This window comes from Kitasatospora sp. NPDC057936, from assembly GCF_042887525.1.
Taxonomy (GTDB): domain Bacteria; phylum Actinomycetota; class Actinomycetes; order Streptomycetales; family Streptomycetaceae; genus Kitasatospora.
The window spans coordinates 40,009-58,178 of the sequence record NZ_JBHVPD010000018.1 but is presented as its reverse complement, the minus strand read 5'-3'; the positions used below and the strand labels follow the sequence as shown (position 1 = coordinate 58,178).

Genomic DNA, 18,170 nt, shown 5'->3' with positions numbered 1-18,170 from the left:
GTAATGACAGTTTAAAAGGCGCGGCGGAACGGACTGCCGCCGCCGGTTGTACGGGGCCCGCGCAGATGGTGTCAGACTTCTGACGACTGACGCGCCGCCATGGTTGCACCCGGTTCCACGGCGGTCGCGGCCGGAGCCGTCAGGGACCGCGCGAGCGCCCACAGCATGGCAGCAGCGCTCACCGCGGCACCAGCCAGGTAGGCCAGTTCGACGCGGGTCGCGATCGCCCCCGGCACCGCGGTGACGGCGACGAGCACCACCGTGCCGGCCAGCCAGGACAGCAGCTGCCGCTGGTGGCGGCCGAGCGAGAGCAGCGCCTGGCCGAAGACGGTCGCGAGCATGTAGCAGAGCGTGCCGAGCGACAGCCACAGGAAGTCGGCCGAGCCGAGCACGTCCTGCGCCTTGAAGAACAGCCGGATCGCCCACGGGCCGAGGATCACCGTCGGCACGCCGGCCGCGGTGCACATCAGGGCGACGATGCCGCCGGTGCGCAGCAGGACCTTGCGGAACTCCCCGTGGTTGCCGGCCGCCGCGGCGCCGGACAGCGAGGAGACCAGCGAGGCCTGGATGGCCGCGTACGCGAAGAGCGGCACCCGGGCCAGCACCACCGCGTTGAGCAGCGCGGCGATCAGCGCCTTGGAGGAGGGCGAGAGCACGCCCACGCTCACCACCGCGGCGTTGACCATGAGCTGCGCGAGCAGCGTCGAGCCGGTCAGCAGGCCGAGCCCGGTGACGACGTCGCGCCAGGCCGGGGCCGGGCCGCCGCGCCGGTCGGCGAGCACCGAGCGCATCCCGATCACCGAGGCGGCGAGCGGCGCCACCACGAGGATCAGGCTGAACGCGAACGCCGAGTGCACGCCGAACAGCGGGATCAGCGCGGCCAGGCCGATCCGCAGACCGCCGTCGACGCCCAGCTGGAGGCCGTAGGAGCCGAACCGGCCGAGGCCGGCCAGCGCGCCGCGGGCCACCGAGCTGACGGCCAGGCCGACCAGGGCGCCGCCCATGCCGGCCACCAGGCCGATGTCGCCGGAGAAGAAGCGGTCCGCGATCGGGCGGGCCGCCACCGCGACGCCGGCCAGCACGACGGCCAGCACGGCGGCGGTGGCCAGCAGCACCCGGCGGATGGCCGGGCCGGGGCCGTGGCCGGCCACGTCGCGGGCGGCCACCAGCCGGTTCAGCTCCAGCTCGACCGGCGAGAACAGGCCGTACCCGACCGACATGACCAGCGTCCACAGCATGGAGACGCCGGCCACCTGCGTGGTGTCCAGGCCGTGCCCGGCGAGCGCCAGGAAGATGTACGAGGAGGCACCGAGCACGACGGTGCCCCCCGCGACGAGCCGCACGCCGGGGGGCAGCGCCCCCAGCAGCCTGGCCACCGGGTTCGTCATCGCAGCGCGGCCTTGGCCTTCAGCGGCTCCCACCAGGCGCGGTTCTCGCGGTACCAGGCGATGGTGGCCGCGAGGCCGTCCTCGAAGCGGACCTGCGGGGCGTAGCCGAGCTCCTCGCTGATCTTGGTGATGTCCAGCGAGTAGCGCAGGTCGTGGCCCTTGCGGTCGGCGACCGGCTCCACGGACGACCAGTCGGCGCCCGCGGCCTGGAGCAGCAGCTCGGTGAGCTCCTTGTTGGTCAGCTCGGTGCCGCCGCCGATGTTGTAGACCTCGCCGGCGCGGCCCTTGCGCATGGCGAGCTCGATGCCGCGGCAGTGGTCGGAGACGTGCAGCCAGTCGCGGATGTTGCCGCCGGTGCCGTACAGCGGCACCTTCTTGCCGTCCAGCAGGTTCGTGGTGAACAGCGGGATGACCTTCTCCGGGAACTGGTAGTGCCCGTAGTTGTTGGAGCAGCGGGTGACCACCACGTCCATGCCGTGGGTGCGGTGGTAGGCGAGCGCCAGCAGGTCGGAACCGGCCTTGGAGGCGGAGTACGGGGAGTTCGGGGCGAGCGGCCACTCCTCGGTCCACGAGCCCTCGGAGATCGAGCCGTACACCTCGTCGGTGGAGACGTGGACGAAGCGGGCGACGCCGTGCTTGCGGGCCGCGTCCAGCAGCACCTGGGTGCCGAGGACGTTGGTCACCACGAACGGGCCGGCGCCCTCGATCGAGCGGTCGACGTGCGACTCGGCCGCGAAGTGCACGACCACGTCGTGTCCGGGCATCACCTGGTCGACGGCGTCGGCGTCGCAGATGTCGCCGCGCACGAAGGCGTAGCCGCTGTGGTCGGCGACCGGGGCCAGGTTGGCCTCGACGCCCGAGTAGGTGAGCTTGTCGAAGACGGTGATCTGATCCGTTGCGTCGGCGCCGAGCAGCTGGCGGACGAACTCTGAACCGATGAAGCCGGCGCCGCCGGTGACGAGGATGCGCATAGTGCGGGCAGTCTACCGGGGTGAATCGAACCCCGGACCCCGGGCCGACGGGGGCTTCCGGAGCGCCCCCGGACCTCACATAAGCTGCTCGGCATGCGTGGAATCCTCTTGGCCGGCGGCACCGGCTCCCGACTCTGGCCGCTGACCCGGGCTGTCTCGAAGCAGCTCCTCCCGGTCTTCGACAAGCCGATGATCTACTACCCGCTGTCGACCCTGGTCATGGCGGGGATCAGCGAGATCCTGATCATTACCACCCCCCAGGACCAGGAGCAGTTCCAGCGCCTGCTCGGCGACGGCTCCCAGTTCGGCCTGAAGCTGGAGTACGCCGTCCAGGAGAAGCCCGAGGGCATCGCCCAGGCCTTCGTCCTCGGCGCCGACTTCATCGGCGACGAGCCGGTCGCGCTGATCCTGGGCGACAACATCTTCCACGGCAGCGGCCTCGGCACCCGGCTCGCCCAGCGCACCGACCCCAAGGGCGGCATGGTCTTCGCCTACCCGGTCGCCGACCCGACCGCCTACGGCGTCGTCGAGTTCGACGACAACGGCCAGGTCATCTCCATCGAGGAGAAGCCGGACGCCCCGAAGTCCCGCTACGCCGTGCCCGGCCTCTACTTCTACGACAACCGCGTCGTGGAGATCTCCCGCGGCCTGACCCCGAGCGCCCGCGGCGAGCTGGAGATCACCGCCGTCAACGAGGAGTACCTCAAGCTCGGCGAGCTGCACGTCACCGTCCTCGACCGCGGCACCGCCTGGCTGGACACCGGCACGTTCGTCTCGATGGTCCAGGCCTCGGAGTTCGTCCGGGTCATCGAGGAGCGCCAGGGCTTCAAGATCGGCTGCATCGAGGAGGCCGCCTGGCGGGCCGGCCTGATCGACGCCGAGCAGCTGCGCGAGCTGGCCGAGCCGCTGCGCAAGAGCGGCTACGGCGACTACCTGGTCGCGCTGCTCGACGAGGAGGCGGCCAAGTGAAGTTCCGCGAACTGTCCATCCCCGGCGCCTTCGAGGTCACCCCGCAGCAGCACGGCGACCCGCGCGGCCTGTTCATGGAGTGGTACCGCTTCGACCGCCTGGAGGAGGTCGTCGGCCACCCGCTGCGGCTCGCCCAGGGCAACCTGTCGGTGTCGGCCAAGGACGTCGTGCGCGGCATCCACTTCGCCGACGTCCCGCCCGGCCAGGCCAAGTACGTCAGCTGCGTGCGCGGCGCCGTCCTGGACGTGGTCGTCGACCTGCGGGTGGGCTCCCCCGCCTTCGGGAAGTGGGAGTTCGTCCGCCTCGACGACACCGAACGTAAGTCCGTCTACATCCCCGAGGGCGTCGGCCACGGCTTCTGCGCGCTGACCGACGACGCCACCCTGTCGTACGTCTGCTCCGAGACGTACAACCCGACCGGCGAGCACTCGGTGCACCCGCTCGACCCGGACCTCGGCATCGAGTGGCCCGCCGACGCCCCCCAGCTGTCGGCCCGCGACGCGGCCGCGCCCACGCTCGCCGAGGCGATCGCGAGCGGCCTGCTGCCGGACTACCGGCAGTGCCTGGCGTACACCGAGGGCCTGCGCACCAACTGAACCGACCGGTGCCCGGACCGGCCGCCCGCAGCGGCCCCGGTCCGGGCATCGCCGTCGGCGGGGGGCCGCGCGGGGCTCAGTATGATGGGCCCGCCGCGGGGTCGTGCTCCCGCCCGCAGGCCCCGAACCCGACCACCGGATGTGCCTCCACCATGACCACTCTGGAAATCCTGCTTCCGTACTACGGCGACGTCGCACTGATGCAGGAGGCGGTCCGCAGCGTCCTGGCCCAGACCGACCCGGACTGGCGGCTGACCGTCGTGGACGACGGCAAGGAGCCCGGGGTCCCGGAGTGGTTCGCGGAGCTCGGCGACCCGCGGGTGCGGTACTTCCGCAACGAGCAGAACCTCGGCGTCACCGGCAACTACCGCAAGTGCCTGGGCATGGCCGAGCACGAGCACATGATGTTCATGGGCACCGACGACGTGATGCTGCCCAACTACGTGGCCACGATCCGCTCGATCCTCGCCCAGCACCCCGGCGTCGCGATGATCCAGCCCGGCGTCCAGGTCATCGGCAGCGACGGCCGGCCGAGCACCTCGCTCGCCGACGAGTCCAAGCGCCGCATCTACGCGCCCAAGGCGCAGGGCCGCGTCCTGATGGACGGCGAGGAGCTCGCCGTCAGCCTGCTCAAGGGCAACTGGCTCTACTTCCCGTCCATCTGCTGGCGCACCGAGGCCGTGCGGACCACCGGCTTCCGCGACAACCTGGAGATCATCCAGGACCTCGCCCTGGTCATCGACCTCCTCCAGGCCGGCGAGCAGATGGTCATCGACGACGTCCGCGCCTTCCAGTACCGCCGGCACGCCGTCAGCATCTCCTCCTCGTCCGCGTTCAGCGGCACCCGCTTCACCGAGGCCCGGCGCTACTTCCTCGACGCCGCCGACCGCCTCGACGCGCAGGGCTGGCCGCGGGCGGCGCGCGCCGCCCGGATCCACCTGTCCGCCCGCATCCACGCCCTCACCCTGGTCCCGGGCGCGATGCGCGCCGGCCAGTGGGACGGTGCGAAGGCCCTGCTGCGCAACGCCACCAGCACGGCCCGCCGTCCCCGCTGACCCACGAACCCCCTGGAGTCCCCGCAATGACCGCTCCGCACACGGCACCGGCCCGGGTGGCCGTCCTCGGTGGCACCGGCTTCATCGGCCGGGTGCTCGGCGCCCGCCTCCTGGCGCAGGGCGCCGAGGTGCTCAGCCTCGCCCGCAAGGCCCCGGCCGAGCCGGCGCCCGGCCGGTTCGTCGCCTTCGACCTCTCCAACGGCGACCCCGCCGAGCTCACCGCGCTGCTCGACCGCGAGCGGATCGACACCGTCGTCAACGCGGCCGGCGGCATGTGGGGCCTGAACGACGAGCAGATGTACCAGGCCAACGTCGTCCTCACCGAGCGGCTGATCGAGGCCGTCGCCGCCATGGCCTCCCCCGCCCGCCTGGTCCACCTCGGCACCGTCCACGAGTACGGCATGGCCCCGGTCGGCACCAGCCAGCGCGAGAGCGACCCGGCCGCCCCGGTCATGGAGTACGGCAAGCTCAAGCTCGCCGCCACCGAGGCCGTCGTGCGCGCCGTCGAGGCCGGCCGGATCTCCGGCGTCGTGCTGCGGCTCGGCAACGTCGTCGGCGCCGGCCAGCCCGGCCACAGCCTGCTCGGCGTCATGGCCGCCAAGCTCGACGCCGCCCGCGCGACCGGCGAGACCGCGCAGCTCTCGCTGCAGCCGCTCACCGCCCTGCGCGACTTCGTCGACCTCACCGACACCCTCGACGCCGTCCTGCTGGCCGCCGCCGACCGCTCGGCCCCGCCGGTCGTCAACGTCGGCACCGGCTCCGCCTCCACCGCCCGCCACCTGGTCGAGCTCCTGATCGAGGAGAGCGGCGTGCCCACCGAGATCACCGAGGTCCCGGCCCCCGACGGCACCGGCCCGGAGACCGAGTGGCAGCAGCTCGACGTCACCGTCGCCCGCGACAGCCTCGGCTGGACCCCCCGCCGCACCCTGCGCGAGGCCGTCCGCGAGCTGTGGACCGCCCAGAGCACCGCGCCGGTCGCATAACGGCCGACCCGTCGTCCCGCGGCGCCCGGAGCACGGCTCCGGGCGCCGCACCCGCATCCGCGCACGAGGGGGAGCCATCGGAGAGCGTTTCCGGCGCGGGACCTTCGCCGACCTGACCGCCGGCCGGGCGAACGCCTTCGGGGCGCTGCGCCTGGTGCTCGCCGCCACCGTGGTGGTGTCGCACGTCTACCCGCTCGGCTGGGGCCGCCAGGACCCGCTGTGGTCCTGGAGCGGGCAGCAGACCGACCTGGGCAAGAGCGCGGTCCTCGGCTTCTTCGCGATCTCCGGTTTCGTCATCACCGGCAGCGCCCGGCGCCTCGGCACCCTGCGGTTCGTCTGGCATCGCGCCCTGCGGATCGTCCCCGGGCTCTGGGTCTCGCTGCTCCTGTCCGCCGCCGTCCTGATGCCCGTGCTCTACCGGTGGCAGCACGGCACCCTCACCGGCTTCTGGGACCGCTCGGACGGACCGCTCAGCTACGTCACCAGCCTCGGCAGCAGCAGCCCGACCGCGGGCTGGGACGTCTCCGGAGTCATCGCCACGGGCATCCGCGCCGGGACGAACTTCGACGGCAGCCTCAACGGCGCCCTGTGGTCGCTCAAGTACGAGCTCCTGTGCTACCTCCTGGCCGCCCTGCTCGCCCTGGCCGGGCTGCTGCGGCGGCCGGCAGCCGTCCCCGCGCTGGCGCTCGCGCTCTGGGTGCTGATCCTCTCCGGCGCCACCGACCTGCCCCCGGACGTGCCCCCGGCCGGCGGACCGGGCGCCACCCTGCCGCTCCTCGGCCGGCTCACCTGGCACCTCGCCGCCGTCCTGGCCTTCACGTTCCTGCTCGGCACCGCCTGCCGGCTCCACGCCGAACGCATACCGGTGGACGACCGCCTCGCCCTGGCCTCCGCCGTGGCGCTGGCCGCCACGCTCCGCTGGGGCGCCTTCGGCGCCCTCGGCCAACCGGCCCTGGTCTACCTGCTGTTCTGGGCCGCGGCCCGGCTCCCCCGCTGGTGCCGGCGCCTCGACGGGATCGGCGACTACTCGTACGGGGTCTACATCTACGGCTTCCCCGTCGAGCAGGCCCTGGCCCTGGTCGGCTGCGCCGCGTACGGCCGGCCGGGCTTCCTGGCCTGCGCGCTCACCGTGACGGGCGTGCTGGCCGCCCTCTCCTGGCACCTCGTCGAGGAACCGGCCACGCGGCTGCGCGGCTGGACGCCCCGGCCGCTGCGCCGCAGCGCCGACCGGGACGGCTCGGCCGCCCGCATCACTTCTTGAAGACCCACACCTTCATCAGCAGGAAGCGGACCACGGTGGCCAGGCCGTTCGCCACGATCAGGCCGCCGACCTCGACGACCTTGGAGGCGTGCGGGGCCGCCACGTCGAGCAGGGCGAGCACGCCGGAGCTCAGCGCGAGCCCGATCACGAACGCGACGGCCCCCTGCAGCTGGTGGCGCAGCGCCCCCTCGCTGCCGGTGATCCCGAAGGTGAACCGCCGGTTGGCGGCGGTGTTGGCGACGGCGCTCACCGCGAGCGCGATCAGGTTGGCGGCCTGGGGGTTGACCACCATCCGGGCCACGACGTACAGCCCGAGGTAGAACAGCGTGCTCAGCACCCCGATGACCAGGAAGGACGGGATCTGGCGGTTGGCCTTGCCGCCGCCGGCGGAGCCCTGCTCCGCGGCGTCCGGCACCGTGGCCGCGTCGGTCGACTCGTTGGTGGAAACCATGTGGGAACCCATGCGATCTGCTTGTCGGGTCAGGAGAGCTCGTACACGGCCACCCGGCCGTTGTCGAAGACGGGGGTGGCGAGGGACTTCAGGAGCGGCGACTCCGGAGCCGGCTTGCGGTCCGCCACCAGGTACCGGACGTGGTACCGGTCCCGCAGCTCCCGGAGGATGTCGGCGGTCGGGTGGTGGATCGCGTCGTCGTTGAGCTTGAGCAGCGGCTGGTCCCAGAAACTGGCGGACTTCTCCGACATCAGCCGCGGCGAGTACGCCCAGCCCTCCACGAGCACCGAGCGCTCGGAGTAGGCACTGAGCCAGAACGAGAGCGAGTTCCAGCAGTTCTGGCCCGGGACCGCCCAGTCGTTCTCGGAGCGGCAGTGGTCGTTGGTGACCAGGACGTCGGTCGGGCGGCTGTGCGCACGCACCCAGCGCGCGGCCTCGACCTGGCCGGCCGGCAGCGGCCAGGCGCCGTCCCAGACGACGTGCTTCGACTGCTGGACGTCGAGCAGCAGCGACGGCGCACCGGCCACGAGCGCGCCCGTGAGGAGCACCAGCCCGCCGCGCCGGCGCAGCCCGGGCAGCGCCCGCCCGGCCGCCCGCCAGAGCAGTCCGACGACGACGGCGACGGCGGCGAGCGCGGCCGCGGCGGCCAGTGCGGGCACCAGCGGGGTGTACGACTTGGTGCCCTTGGCGTCGCCGACCGCCTTGAGCGCGAAGGTCGCCCAGTCCCCCGCGTAGTGGTAGATGCCGTACGTCAGCAGGCCCACGAAGGAGAGCGTGCCGACCGCGAGCGCGACCTTGCCCCGGGCGGGCAGCGCGGCCCGCTCGAAGACCTCGCAGTAGCCCCAGGCCGACAGCAGCACGCCGAACGGCAGCCCGGCCAGCGTGAAGTAGCTGGCGTTGAAGCCATTGACCACCAGGTAGACCGCCGGGCCGGCCAGCGCGCCGCCGAGCAGGAACCACTGGGACTGCTCCAGCCGCAGCCGGCGCCGCCAGATCAACGGGACCATGCCCACCAGGCGGAGCTGGTGGTTGAGCAGGAAGGCGATCAGGGTCGCCGCGACGACCACCGCCTGCGTCACCGCGGTCCTGGTGTGCGCGGGGTCGGCCCAGTACTTCTGGACGTTGCCGAAGGGCACGACCTCCAGGCCGTAGCTCTCGAACTTGAACAGCACGGCGGTGGCGAACAGTTGGGCTCCGGCCACGATCACGCCGAGGCGGACGATCGCCCACGGGATCCGCCGGGTGCCGATGAGCACCATCAGGCCCGCGAAGGCCAGGCCCGCCAGGGTGACGGGCAGTGAGCTCGCCTTGGCCGCGCTGGAGGCCAGCGCGAAGAGCGCGACCAGGACGTAGGCGCCCCGGCCGAGCAGCGGCGCCCGGTCCCGCGCGGCACCGCCGGCGTCCCCGTTCGCGTCCTCGTTCGCGTCGCTCGCGTCCTCGTCGCCGCGGCCGCGCAGCACGTCCGCGATCACGCCGATCAGCGCCATCAGCAGCGGCTGGCTGTAGGTCAGCGACAGGCTCGCCCAGGACATCAGCGGCACCAGCGGCGCGCCGAAGGTCCAGTTGGGGGTGTTGTTCGGGTAGACCGCGTTGAACTCGCCGACCGCGAACACCAGCAGCGCCGCGACCGGCCCGGCCCAGGCCCGGCCGGACAGCCGGTGCCCCACCACCGCGGTGATCACCATCGCGAGGGCGACCAGCGCGGGCACCATCAGCCGCATCTGGACCACCGGCAGGTCGATGTGGCCGACCAGGTCGGTCATCGCCATGTGCGCGAAGGTGAACCAGTGGTAGTGCAGCGGCTCCCCCGCCGCCTGCGGGAAGGTCAGCGGGAAGTTGTTCTTCGCGTTGCCGGCCAGCGAGAGCAGGTACGGCAGGTCGATGTACTGCCGGGTGGTCTCGGTGTCCGGGATGATCGGGTTGCGGCTGAGGACGGCCGCGTAGAGGTAGGCGCTCGTGAGGCCGACGATGCCGGCGACGGACCAGTTCCAGCCCGTCGAGGTCCGCCGGTACCCGCGCGGGAACCAGTGCCGCCGCAGCCGCGGCACTGCGAGGAACGGGACCACCACGGCGAGCGGCCACGCCGTGGCGGCCGACTGGAGGCCGAGCCCGACCAGGACCGCCCAGGCCGCCAGCTCCAGCACGAGACCGACGACGGCGCCGAAGGCGAGGTCCTCGACCAGGGTGTGCGGCCGGCGGCGCAGGGCCCGGAACACCAGGGTGCCCGGCAGCAGGACGCCCCAGAGCACGTAGAAGGTGTAGCGCGCGACGTCCGAGACGGAGGTGTCCGAGGCCAGGAGCAGGGCCACCAGCAGGGCGTACGCGGCCAGCGCCGGCAGGAACCGCACCAGTCGCGCGCCGGTGCCGGGCCGGGCGGTGCCGGACACCGACGCGCCGACCCGCCCCTCGGCCGCGGACGGCGTCCCGAGAGCGGGTGCGGTGCTGTCAGTGGTGCCCATCGCGTGTTCTTTCTCCTGCGGGCTCGGCGTCGGGGTCACGGCGGTCGGTGGCGGAGTCCGGTCCGGGCGGGACCGGACTCGCGCTCACGCCACGAACTCGGAGACCTTCGCCGGCTTCGCGCTGCGGCCGTCGGCCGAGTCGTAGCCCACGAAGTAGGCCGGTCGCGCCTGGGCCGCCGAGTAGATCCGGCCGACGTACTCGCCGAGCAGACCCATGCAGATCAGCTGGACGGCGCCGAGGAAGAGCATCCCGATGAACAGTGAGGACCAGCCGGGCACGGTCTTGCCGAGCGCGTACGCGACGGTGGTGTAGACGCCGAGGCCGAAGCAGAGCACGAAGCTCAGCACGCCGAGCCAGGTGGCGAGCCGCAGCGGGGCGGCCGAGAAGTTGGTGATGCTGTCGATGGCCAGGCGGAGCATCTTCGACAGCGGGTAGTGGGTGCTGCCGGCGACCCGCTCCTCGCGCACGTAGACGACCTCGCCGCTCGGGAAGCCCAGCCACGGCACGAGCAGGCGGTAGACCGGCTGGTGCTCGGGCAGCGCCTTCAGGGCCTCGACGGCGGCCCGGCTGAGCAGGCGGAAGTCACCGGCCTGGTTGGGCATCTTCTTGCCGACGAGCTTGCGCATCAGCCAGTAGTAGGCGCCGGCCGTGCGCCGCTTGAACACGGTGTCGGTGCCGCGGTCGCCGCGCACGCCGTAGACGATGTCGAGGTTCTGCTCGCGCGCGAGCGAGAGCATCTCGGGGATCTTCTCCGGCGGGTCCTGCAGGTCGGCGTCGATCGACACGACGTAGTCGCCGAAGGCGCGGTGGATGCCCGCGGTCAGTGCCGCCTGGTGCCCGGAGTTGCGCGCGAAGCGGACGATGCGGAACTCCGGCCAGTCCTGGTGGATCTTCTGCATGAGCGCCGGGGTCGCGTCGGTACTGCCGTCGTCGATGCCGACGACCTCGTAGCTGATGCCGAGGTCGTCGAGGATCGGACGCAGCCGCTCAACGGTCAGGGGCAGCGCCTCCTGCTCGTTGTAGATCGGCATGACGACCGACAACAGCGGCGCCGGCCTGGTGGCCTCCGGCTCTGCCGATACAGCTGCGGTGAACATCAGTTGTCGCCTGTTTCCTTGTGAATGGGGATGTTCGATCAGTGCCGGGGCCCTGGTGACGGCCAGGCTAGCAGCAGGTTTTTACCTCTCGATGAATGCTTCTTGGGCGGAGCATTCATCGAGGAGCCCACCGTTCAGGGGCGGCGGGGGGCAGGTTCGTCCGAGACCTGGCGCAGGGTCGCCATGGACCGGTCCAGGGCCTTCTTGAGGACCTTCGACAGCGGCTTCTCGACCAGCCGGTGGATCAGCCAGGCGGTGACCAGGACCGTGGCCAGCGCCGCGAGCAGGGCCGCCTTGACGCCGAGGCCCCGGGTGAGGAGGAAGTGGATCAGCGTCCAGCCGACCTCCTGGTGGATCAGGTACAGCGGGTAGGTCAGCGCGCCCGCGACGGTCAGCCACTTCCACTGCACCCAGTCGAACCAGCCCAGTGCCGCGCCCAGGACCAGCAGGAACGCCAGCGTGACCGCGGCCGCCATGACGTTCCAGGAGAGCGGGTGGCCGAGGACGTTGACGTACATGTCCTTGATGGAGTTCAGCCTGGTCAGCGCGAGGATCCAGGAGAAGCCGACGATGCCCCAGAGCAGCAGGTTCGACCCGAACTTGTACATGAGGAACATGCCGACACCGGCGATGAAGAACGGCGACTCGTTCGGCATGGCCATCGTGGTCAGCAGCGGTATCCCGGCCTGCGGGGCGAGGACCGCGAAGATGGTCCAGATCCCGCAGAACGCCACCACCTTGCGGTAGGTGAGGCCGGTCGCCACGACGATGGCGAACAGCAGGTAGAACCGCATCTCGACCCAGAGGGTCCAGTACACGCCGTCGACGTGCCGCATCCCGAGCGGGGTCTGCAGCATCGTCAGGTTGCCGAGGATCGTGGTCAGGTTGAGCCCGTCCGCGGCACCGAGCCGGGCGAAGTGCTTGAAGTTGAGCACCACCAGGCTGGTCAGCGCGATGCCGGCCCAGTAGGCCGGGTAGAGCCGGACCACCCGGGAGACGAAGAACTCGCCCGGTCGCTTCCCCCAGCAGCTCATGCAGATCACGAAGCCGCTGATCACGAAGAACAGCTCGACGCCGAGCCAGCCGTACGCCGCCATGCGGTTCACCAGTGGCAGCGCCTGCTTGGGGGTCACCCCCTGCCAGACGCCCGCGATGCCCACGTAGGCCGTCCAGTGGAAGGACATCACGCTGAGGGCGGCGAACAGCCGCATGCCGTCCAGCGCGTAGAGGCGGGGGCGCTTCGGCTTGAGGGTGCCGGATTCGCCGGTCCGGGCCGAGGCACGGCGCCGGAGCAACGAGGGCTTCGTCAGAAGCGGAGCAGAGGTCATTCCGGAGCGCTTTCGGCGAGTGGGGCGAAGAGAGCCACGGTCAGCCTCGCTCTGGCGACGGCTGCGGGTGCCCCAGTCTATCCGGCGTGGAAAGCCCCCACCCACACCGGTGCCCCGGATGCCAGCCGACACGCCGAAGGGCCCCGCACACCCTGGAGTGTGCGGGGCCCTTCGGACTGGCCTGTACGAGGCAGGCAGGTCAGAACATCAATTACTTGATGATCTTGGTGACCTGGCCGGCGCCGACGGTGCGGCCACCCTCACGGATGGCGAACTTCAGGCCCTCCTCCATGGCGATCGGCTGGATCAGCGCGACCGTCATGCCGGTGTTGTCGCCCGGCATGACCATCTCGGTGCCCTCGGGGAGGGTCACGACGCCGGTCACGTCGGTGGTGCGGAAGTAGAACTGCGGGCGGTAGTTGTTGAAGAACGGGGTGTGGCGGCCACCCTCGTCCTTCGACAGGATGTAGGCCTGGGCCTCGAAGTCGGTGTGCGGGGTAACCGAACCCGGCTTGATGATGACCTGGCCGCGCTCGACGTCCTCGCGCTTGATGCCGCGGAGCAGCAGACCGACGTTCTCACCGGCCTGGCCCTCGTCGAGCAGCTTGCGGAACATCTCGATGCCGGTGACCGTGGTGGTGGTCTTGGTCTCCTTGATGCCGATGATGTCGACAGTCTCGTTGACCTTGAGGATGCCGCGCTCGATGCGGCCGGTGACGACGGTGCCACGACCGGTGATCGTGAAGACGTCCTCGATCGGCATCAGGAACGGCTGGTCCACGGCGCGGGCCGGGGTCGGGATGGCCTCGTCCACGGCGTGCATCAGGCCGAGGAGCTTCTCGCCCCACTCCTTGTCGCCCTCCAGCGCCTTCAGCGCGGAGACGCGGACGACCGGCAGGTCGTCGCCCGGGAACTCGTACTCGGAGAGGAGCTCACGGACCTCGAGCTCGACGAGCTCCAGGATCTCCTCGTCGTCCACCATGTCGGCCTTGTTCAGGGCGACGACGATGTAGGGGACGCCGACCTGGCGGGCCAGGAGGACGTGCTCCTTGGTCTGCGGCATCGGGCCGTCGGTGGCGGCGACCACCAGGATGGCGCCGTCCATCTGGGCGGCACCGGTGATCATGTTCTTGATGTAGTCAGCGTGACCCGGGCAGTCGACGTGGGCGTAGTGACGCGCCTCGGTCTGGTACTCGACGTGCGCGATCGAGATGGTGATACCGCGCTGACGCTCCTCCGGGGCCTTGTCGATCTGGTCGAACGGCGTGAAGGGGTTGATGTCCGGGTACGCGTCGTGCAGCACCTTGGTGATGGCCGCGGTCAGCGTGGTCTTACCGTGGTCGATGTGACCGATGGTGCCGATGTTGACGTGGGGCTTCGTCCGCTCGAACTTCGCCTTCGCCACTGAGTCCTCCTGAGGACAGTTCCTGTACGCCGTGCTGACGTCAGTTGGTCTTTTATCGGGTTGGGTGCGGGATGCCCGAGGACACCTCGTACCGTCCCGCGGGTGGGGGCCGGAGGGGCCCGGGAGAATCCGTCCGGATCCTCCCGGGTCGCCTCCTAATAGCCTAAGGGGTGGCAATCGTCCCGAATGTCGGGACGAACTGCCTCCTCGGGTAAGGGATCGGCTCGCGCCGGTCCTTACTCGCCCTTGGCCTTGGCGATGATGTCGTCCGCCACGTTCTTCGGAACCTCGGCGTACGAGTCGAACTGCATCGAGTAGCTCGCGCGACCAGAGGTCTTGCTGCGCAGATCACCGACGTAGCCGAACATCTCGGAGAGCGGCACCAGCGCCGTGACGACGCGGGCACCGTGACGCTCGTCCATGGACCGGATCTGGCCACGGCGAGAGTTGATGTCACCGATCACGTCGCCCATGTAGTCCTCGGGCGTGGTGACCTCGACGGCCATCATCGGCTCAAGAAGGACCGGCTTGGCCTTCCTGGCGCCTTCCTTGAAGGCCATCGAACCGGCGATCTTGAACGCGAGCTCGGAGGAGTCGACGTCGTGCGACGCACCGTCGAGCAGCGTGACGCGGACACCCTGGAGCGGGTAGCCGGCGAGCACACCGAACTCCATGGCCTCCTGGCAACCGGCGTCGACCGAAGGGATGTACTCCTTCGGCACGCGGCCACCGGTGACCTTGTTCACGAACTCGTAGCCCTCGGCCTGCTCGAGCGGCTCGATCGCGATCTGGATCTTCGCGAACTGGCCCGAACCACCGGTCTGCTTCTTGTGCGTGTAGTCGATGCGCTCGACGGCCGAACGGATCGTCTCGCGGTAGGCGACCTGCGGCTTGCCGACGTTGGCCTCGACCTTGAACTCACGCTTCATGCGGTCGACCAGCACCTCGAGGTGCAGCTCGCCCATGCCCGCGATGATGGTCTGGCCGGTCTCCTCGTCCGTGTTGACCTGGAAGGACGGGTCCTCCTCGGCGAGACGCTGGATGGCGACACCCAGCTTCTCCTGGTCACCCTTGGACTTGGGCTCGATCGCGACGCGGATGACCGGGGCCGGGAAGTCCATGGACTCCAGGATGACCGGGTGCTTCTCGTCGGACAGCGTCTCACCGGTGGTGGTCTGCTTCAGGCCCATGACGGCGACGATGTCGCCGGCGCCCACCGACTCGATCTCCTCACGCTTGTTCGCGTGCATGCGGTAGATCTTGCCGATGCGCTCCTTCTTGCCCTTGACGGCGTTCAGCACCGAGGTGCCGGACTCCAGGCGGCCGGAGTAGATCCGGACGAAGGTGAGCTTGCCCAGGTGCGGGTCGGACATGATCTTGAACGCCAGCGCGGCCAGCGGCTCGTCGTCCGACGCCTTGCGGGAGATCTTGGTGTCCGGGTCGTTGGGCTTGGTGCCCTCGACGGACTCGATGTCCAGCGGCGACGGCAGGTACTTGACGACCGCGTCGAGCAGGGGCTGAACGCCCTTGTTCTTGAAGGCGGTGCCACAGAAGATCGGGGTGAAGTCCGAGTTCAGGGTGCCCTTGCGGATCGCGGCCTGCAGCAGCTCGACCGGGATCTCCTCGCCCTCGAGGGCGAGCTCCATGATCTCGTCGCTGACGTTGGAGACGGTGTCGATCAGCGTCTCGCGGTACTCGTCCGCCTGCTCCTGCAGCTCGGCCGGGATGTCGACGATGTCGTACATCTCGCCCTTGGCGGCCTCGGCCGACCAGACCAGCGCCTTCATGCGGACAAGGTCGACAACGCCCTTGAAGTCCGCCTCGGCACCGATCGGGAGCTGCATGACCAGCGGGGTGGCGCTGAGGCGCTCCACGATGGTGTCGACGCAGAAGAAGAAGTTCGCGCCCGTGCGGTCCAGCTTGTTGATGAAGCAGATGCGCGGGACGCCGTAGCGGTCAGCCTGCCGCCACACGGTCTCGGACTGGGGCTCGACACCGGCGACACCGTCGAACACCGTCACGGCACCGTCGAGGACGCGCAGCGAACGCTCCACCTCGACGGTGAAGTCGACGTGACCCGGGGTGTCGATGATGTTGATGGTGTTGTCGACGTCGTCGACCGTCCAGTGACAGGTCGTCGCGGCCGACGTGATCGTGATGCCGCGCTCCTGCTCCTGCTCCATCCAGTCCATGGTGGCAGCGCCATCGTGGACCTCACCGATCTTGTACGAGACACCGGTGTAGAACAGGATCCGCTCGGTGGTGGTGGTCTTGCCCGCGTCGATGTGCGCCATGATCCCGATGTTGCGGACCCTGGCGAGGTCAAGGGAGGTTGCAGCCATGGTGGCTCGTTCTCTCTCTGTCTAGTGACGGGGTACGGACTACCAGCGGTAGTGCGCGAAGGCCTTGTTGGACTCGGCCATCTTGTGGGTGTCCTCGCGACGCTTCACGGAAGCGCCCAGGCCGTTGCTGGCGTCGAGGATCTCGTTCATCAGGCGCTCGGTCATGGTCTTCTCGCGACGGGCGCGGGAGTAACCGACCATCCAGCGCAGCGCCAGGGTGCTGGCGCGGCCCGGACGGACCTCGACCGGAACCTGGTAGGTCGCGCCACCGACACGGCGGGACTTGACCTCGAGGGCCGGCTTGACGTTCTCCAGCGCGCGCTTCAGCGCGACGACCGGGTCCGAGCCGGTCTTCTCACGGACGCCCTCGAGGGCGCCGTAGACGATCCGCTCGGCGGTGGAGCGCTTGCCGTGCAGCAGGATCTTGTTGACCAGCTGGGTGACGACCGGGGAGCCGTAAACCGGGTCGATGATGACCGGGCGCTTCGGGGCGGGGCCCTTACGAGGCATTCTTACTTCTCCTTCTTGGCGCCGTAGCGGCTGCGAGCCTGCTTGCGGTTCTTGACACCCTGGGTGTCGAGCGAACCGCGGATGATCTTGTAGCGGACACCAGGAAGGTCCTTCACACGACCACCGCGCACCAGCACGATGGAGTGCTCCTGCAGGTTGTGGCCCTCGCCCGGGATGTAAGCGGTGACCTCGATCCCGCTGGTGAGGCGCACACGGGCGACCTTACGAAGCGCCGAGTTCGGCTTCTTCGGGGTGGTCGTGTACACACGCGTGCAGACCCCACGGCGCTGCGGGGAACCCTTCAGCGCGGGAGTCTTGTTCTTCTCGACCTTGTCCTGCCGGCCCTTTCGGACCAGCTGCTGGATCGTAGGCACCGTTTCTCCGTTTTCTGTGTGCCAAGGCTTGGTGGAACTAACCTGCGGTGTCTCCCTCGCACACGACCCCGTGGTCGACCCACGCGGTCGGGTGTGTTGGGCTTGTTACGACACGGAATCCCATGGCTGATGTACAGCGACGGCGCTCTACGCGCGGAGCGCTGGAGGGCGCTCCGGCTCGGCGCGGCGGCCGGTGTGCATGCACGCACAAGGACCCGGGGACACCCCAGGCACAAGGTCAGAGCGTACCTAGCGCATGGGGCGCGGTCAAAACAAATGCAACGCCGCAGGTCGCGGCTGTCGGCCGGGTGTCGCGGGGGTGTCCCGCGAACGGCAGCCCGGTGACGAGCCGCCCTCCTGCCGCTCTACCACACCGGAGTGGCGTACGCCACTCGGCGCCCGGCACGGCGGCGCCCTCCGGCGCTCAGCCCCGGCCCCCCGCCGCCAGGACGACCCCCAGGAACATCAGGGCCCAGAACGCGGAGCCCAGGTAGCCGACCACCAGCCCGATGACCGCCGCCCAGTCCCCGTCCTGGTTGCGCTGCCTGATCTGCGAGCGGGCGATGTGGCCGGTGATCACCGCGGGCAGCGACAGCCCGGACAGGCCGAGCACCATCGACGTGACGGCCAGGCCGTTGGTGGAGCGCACCTGGTACGGCGGGTACGGCATCGGCGGCGGGTACGGCTGGAACGTCTGCGGCACCGGGCGCCCGTCGAACGCCGCCGGCGGCACCACCGGCCCGGACGGCAGGTCGGCGACCAGCACCGACAGCTGGCCGTAGGTCTGCGCGTGGGCCGCCGCCTCGTGGCGCTGCTCGTACTCCTCCAGCGACAGCCGGCCCTCGGCGTACGCCGCCTTCAGCACGTCGATCGTGCGGTCGCGGTCCGCGTGCGCCGCCCTCATCCCGGACTGCGGCGAAGGCTCACCCCAGGGCTGCACAGCCATCCGTCGCCTCCCGACACCCCGGCGCGCGCCGCGC

The 18,170-nt window shown here is 70.4% G+C and carries 16 protein-coding genes; 5 read left to right on the top strand and 11 right to left on the bottom strand.

The annotated features are described in order from the left end of the window. Positions 1–71: 71 nt before the first annotated feature. Together ACFVU9_RS12560 and rfbB are read right to left on the bottom strand one after the other, a co-directional pair. Positions 72–1,388, bottom strand: a complete 1,317-nt coding sequence (locus ACFVU9_RS12560; protein WP_380435907.1) for a hypothetical protein — start codon at positions 1,386–1,388, stop codon at positions 72–74. After that, positions 1,385–2,359, bottom strand: coding sequence for a dTDP-glucose 4,6-dehydratase (gene rfbB, locus ACFVU9_RS12555; protein ID WP_380435905.1), 975 nt, complete (start codon positions 2,357–2,359; stop codon positions 1,385–1,387). The genes ACFVU9_RS12560 and rfbB overlap by 4 nt, the downstream gene beginning before the upstream one ends. Positions 2,360–2,452: 93 nt before the next feature. Between rfbB and rfbA the strand changes: the two genes are divergently transcribed. The 5 genes from rfbA to ACFVU9_RS12530 all read left to right on the top strand — a co-directional run bounded on the left by rfbA (position 2,453) and on the right by ACFVU9_RS12530 (position 7,223). Further along, positions 2,453–3,328 carry a glucose-1-phosphate thymidylyltransferase RfbA gene (gene rfbA, locus ACFVU9_RS12550; protein WP_359962247.1) on the top strand — a complete coding sequence of 292 codons (876 nt, stop codon included), beginning with the start codon at positions 2,453–2,455 and terminating at the stop codon, positions 3,326–3,328. Continuing rightward, the gene (gene rfbC / locus ACFVU9_RS12545; protein ID WP_387592767.1) at positions 3,325–3,924 is read left to right on the top strand and encodes a dTDP-4-dehydrorhamnose 3,5-epimerase; all 600 of its coding nucleotides are present in this window, start codon (positions 3,325–3,327) and stop codon (positions 3,922–3,924) included. Before rfbA ends, rfbC begins: the two co-directional genes overlap by 4 nt. 152 nt (positions 3,925–4,076) lie before the next feature. After that, entirely contained in the window at positions 4,077–4,979 is a 903-nt protein-coding gene (locus ACFVU9_RS12540; RefSeq protein ID WP_380435901.1) for a glycosyltransferase family 2 protein, read from the top strand. A gap of 26 nt (positions 4,980–5,005) precedes the next feature. After that, entirely contained in the window at positions 5,006–5,962 is a 957-nt protein-coding gene (locus ACFVU9_RS12535; RefSeq protein ID WP_387592764.1) for an NAD-dependent epimerase/dehydratase family protein, read from the top strand. 154 nt (positions 5,963–6,116) lie between these two features. Continuing rightward, positions 6,117–7,223 carry an acyltransferase family protein gene (locus ACFVU9_RS12530; protein ID WP_387592762.1) on the top strand — a complete coding sequence of 369 codons (1,107 nt, stop codon included), beginning with the start codon at positions 6,117–6,119 and terminating at the stop codon, positions 7,221–7,223. Here the strand turns inward: ACFVU9_RS12530 and ACFVU9_RS12525 are convergent. The 9 genes from ACFVU9_RS12525 to ACFVU9_RS12485 all read right to left on the bottom strand — a co-directional run bounded on the left by ACFVU9_RS12525 (position 7,213) and on the right by ACFVU9_RS12485 (position 18,136). After that, entirely contained in the window at positions 7,213–7,686 is a 474-nt protein-coding gene (locus ACFVU9_RS12525; protein WP_387592759.1) for a GtrA family protein, read from the bottom strand. The two genes, ACFVU9_RS12530 and ACFVU9_RS12525, sit on opposite strands and share 11 nt — an antisense overlap. 17 nt (positions 7,687–7,703) lie before the next feature. Then, a complete protein-coding gene (locus tag ACFVU9_RS12520; protein ID WP_387592756.1) occupies positions 7,704–10,133 on the bottom strand; it encodes a hypothetical protein in 2,430 nt (809 codons plus the stop codon). Between the two features lie 84 nt (positions 10,134–10,217). After that, positions 10,218–11,231: a glycosyltransferase family 2 protein gene (locus tag ACFVU9_RS12515; protein ID WP_380435891.1), complete on the bottom strand. Its 1,014-nt coding sequence runs from the start codon at positions 11,229–11,231 to the stop codon at positions 10,218–10,220. A 134-nt stretch (positions 11,232–11,365) separates the two neighbouring features. Next, positions 11,366–12,526, bottom strand: a complete 1,161-nt coding sequence (locus tag ACFVU9_RS12510) for an acyltransferase family protein (protein WP_380502159.1) — start codon at positions 12,524–12,526, stop codon at positions 11,366–11,368. A gap of 244 nt (positions 12,527–12,770) precedes the next feature. Next, positions 12,771–13,964, bottom strand: a complete 1,194-nt coding sequence (gene tuf, locus ACFVU9_RS12505) for an elongation factor Tu (protein WP_380435887.1) — start codon at positions 13,962–13,964, stop codon at positions 12,771–12,773. Positions 13,965–14,200: 236 nt separating this feature from the next. Then, positions 14,201–16,306 carry an elongation factor G gene (fusA, locus tag ACFVU9_RS12500; RefSeq protein WP_380435885.1) on the bottom strand — a complete coding sequence of 702 codons (2,106 nt, stop codon included), beginning with the start codon at positions 16,304–16,306 and terminating at the stop codon, positions 14,201–14,203. Positions 16,307–16,345: 39 nt separating this feature from the next. Further along, positions 16,346–16,816: a 30S ribosomal protein S7 gene (gene rpsG, locus ACFVU9_RS12495; protein WP_148644378.1), complete on the bottom strand. Its 471-nt coding sequence runs from the start codon at positions 16,814–16,816 to the stop codon at positions 16,346–16,348. Positions 16,817–16,818: 2 nt separating this feature from the next. Continuing rightward, positions 16,819–17,190, bottom strand: coding sequence for a 30S ribosomal protein S12 (gene rpsL, locus ACFVU9_RS12490; RefSeq protein ID WP_014144289.1), 372 nt, complete (start codon positions 17,188–17,190; stop codon positions 16,819–16,821). A 424-nt stretch (positions 17,191–17,614) separates the two neighbouring features. Beyond that, positions 17,615–18,136, bottom strand: coding sequence for a DUF1707 and DUF4190 domain-containing protein (locus ACFVU9_RS12485; RefSeq protein WP_380502161.1), 522 nt, complete (start codon positions 18,134–18,136; stop codon positions 17,615–17,617). Positions 18,137–18,170 lie beyond the last annotated feature (34 nt).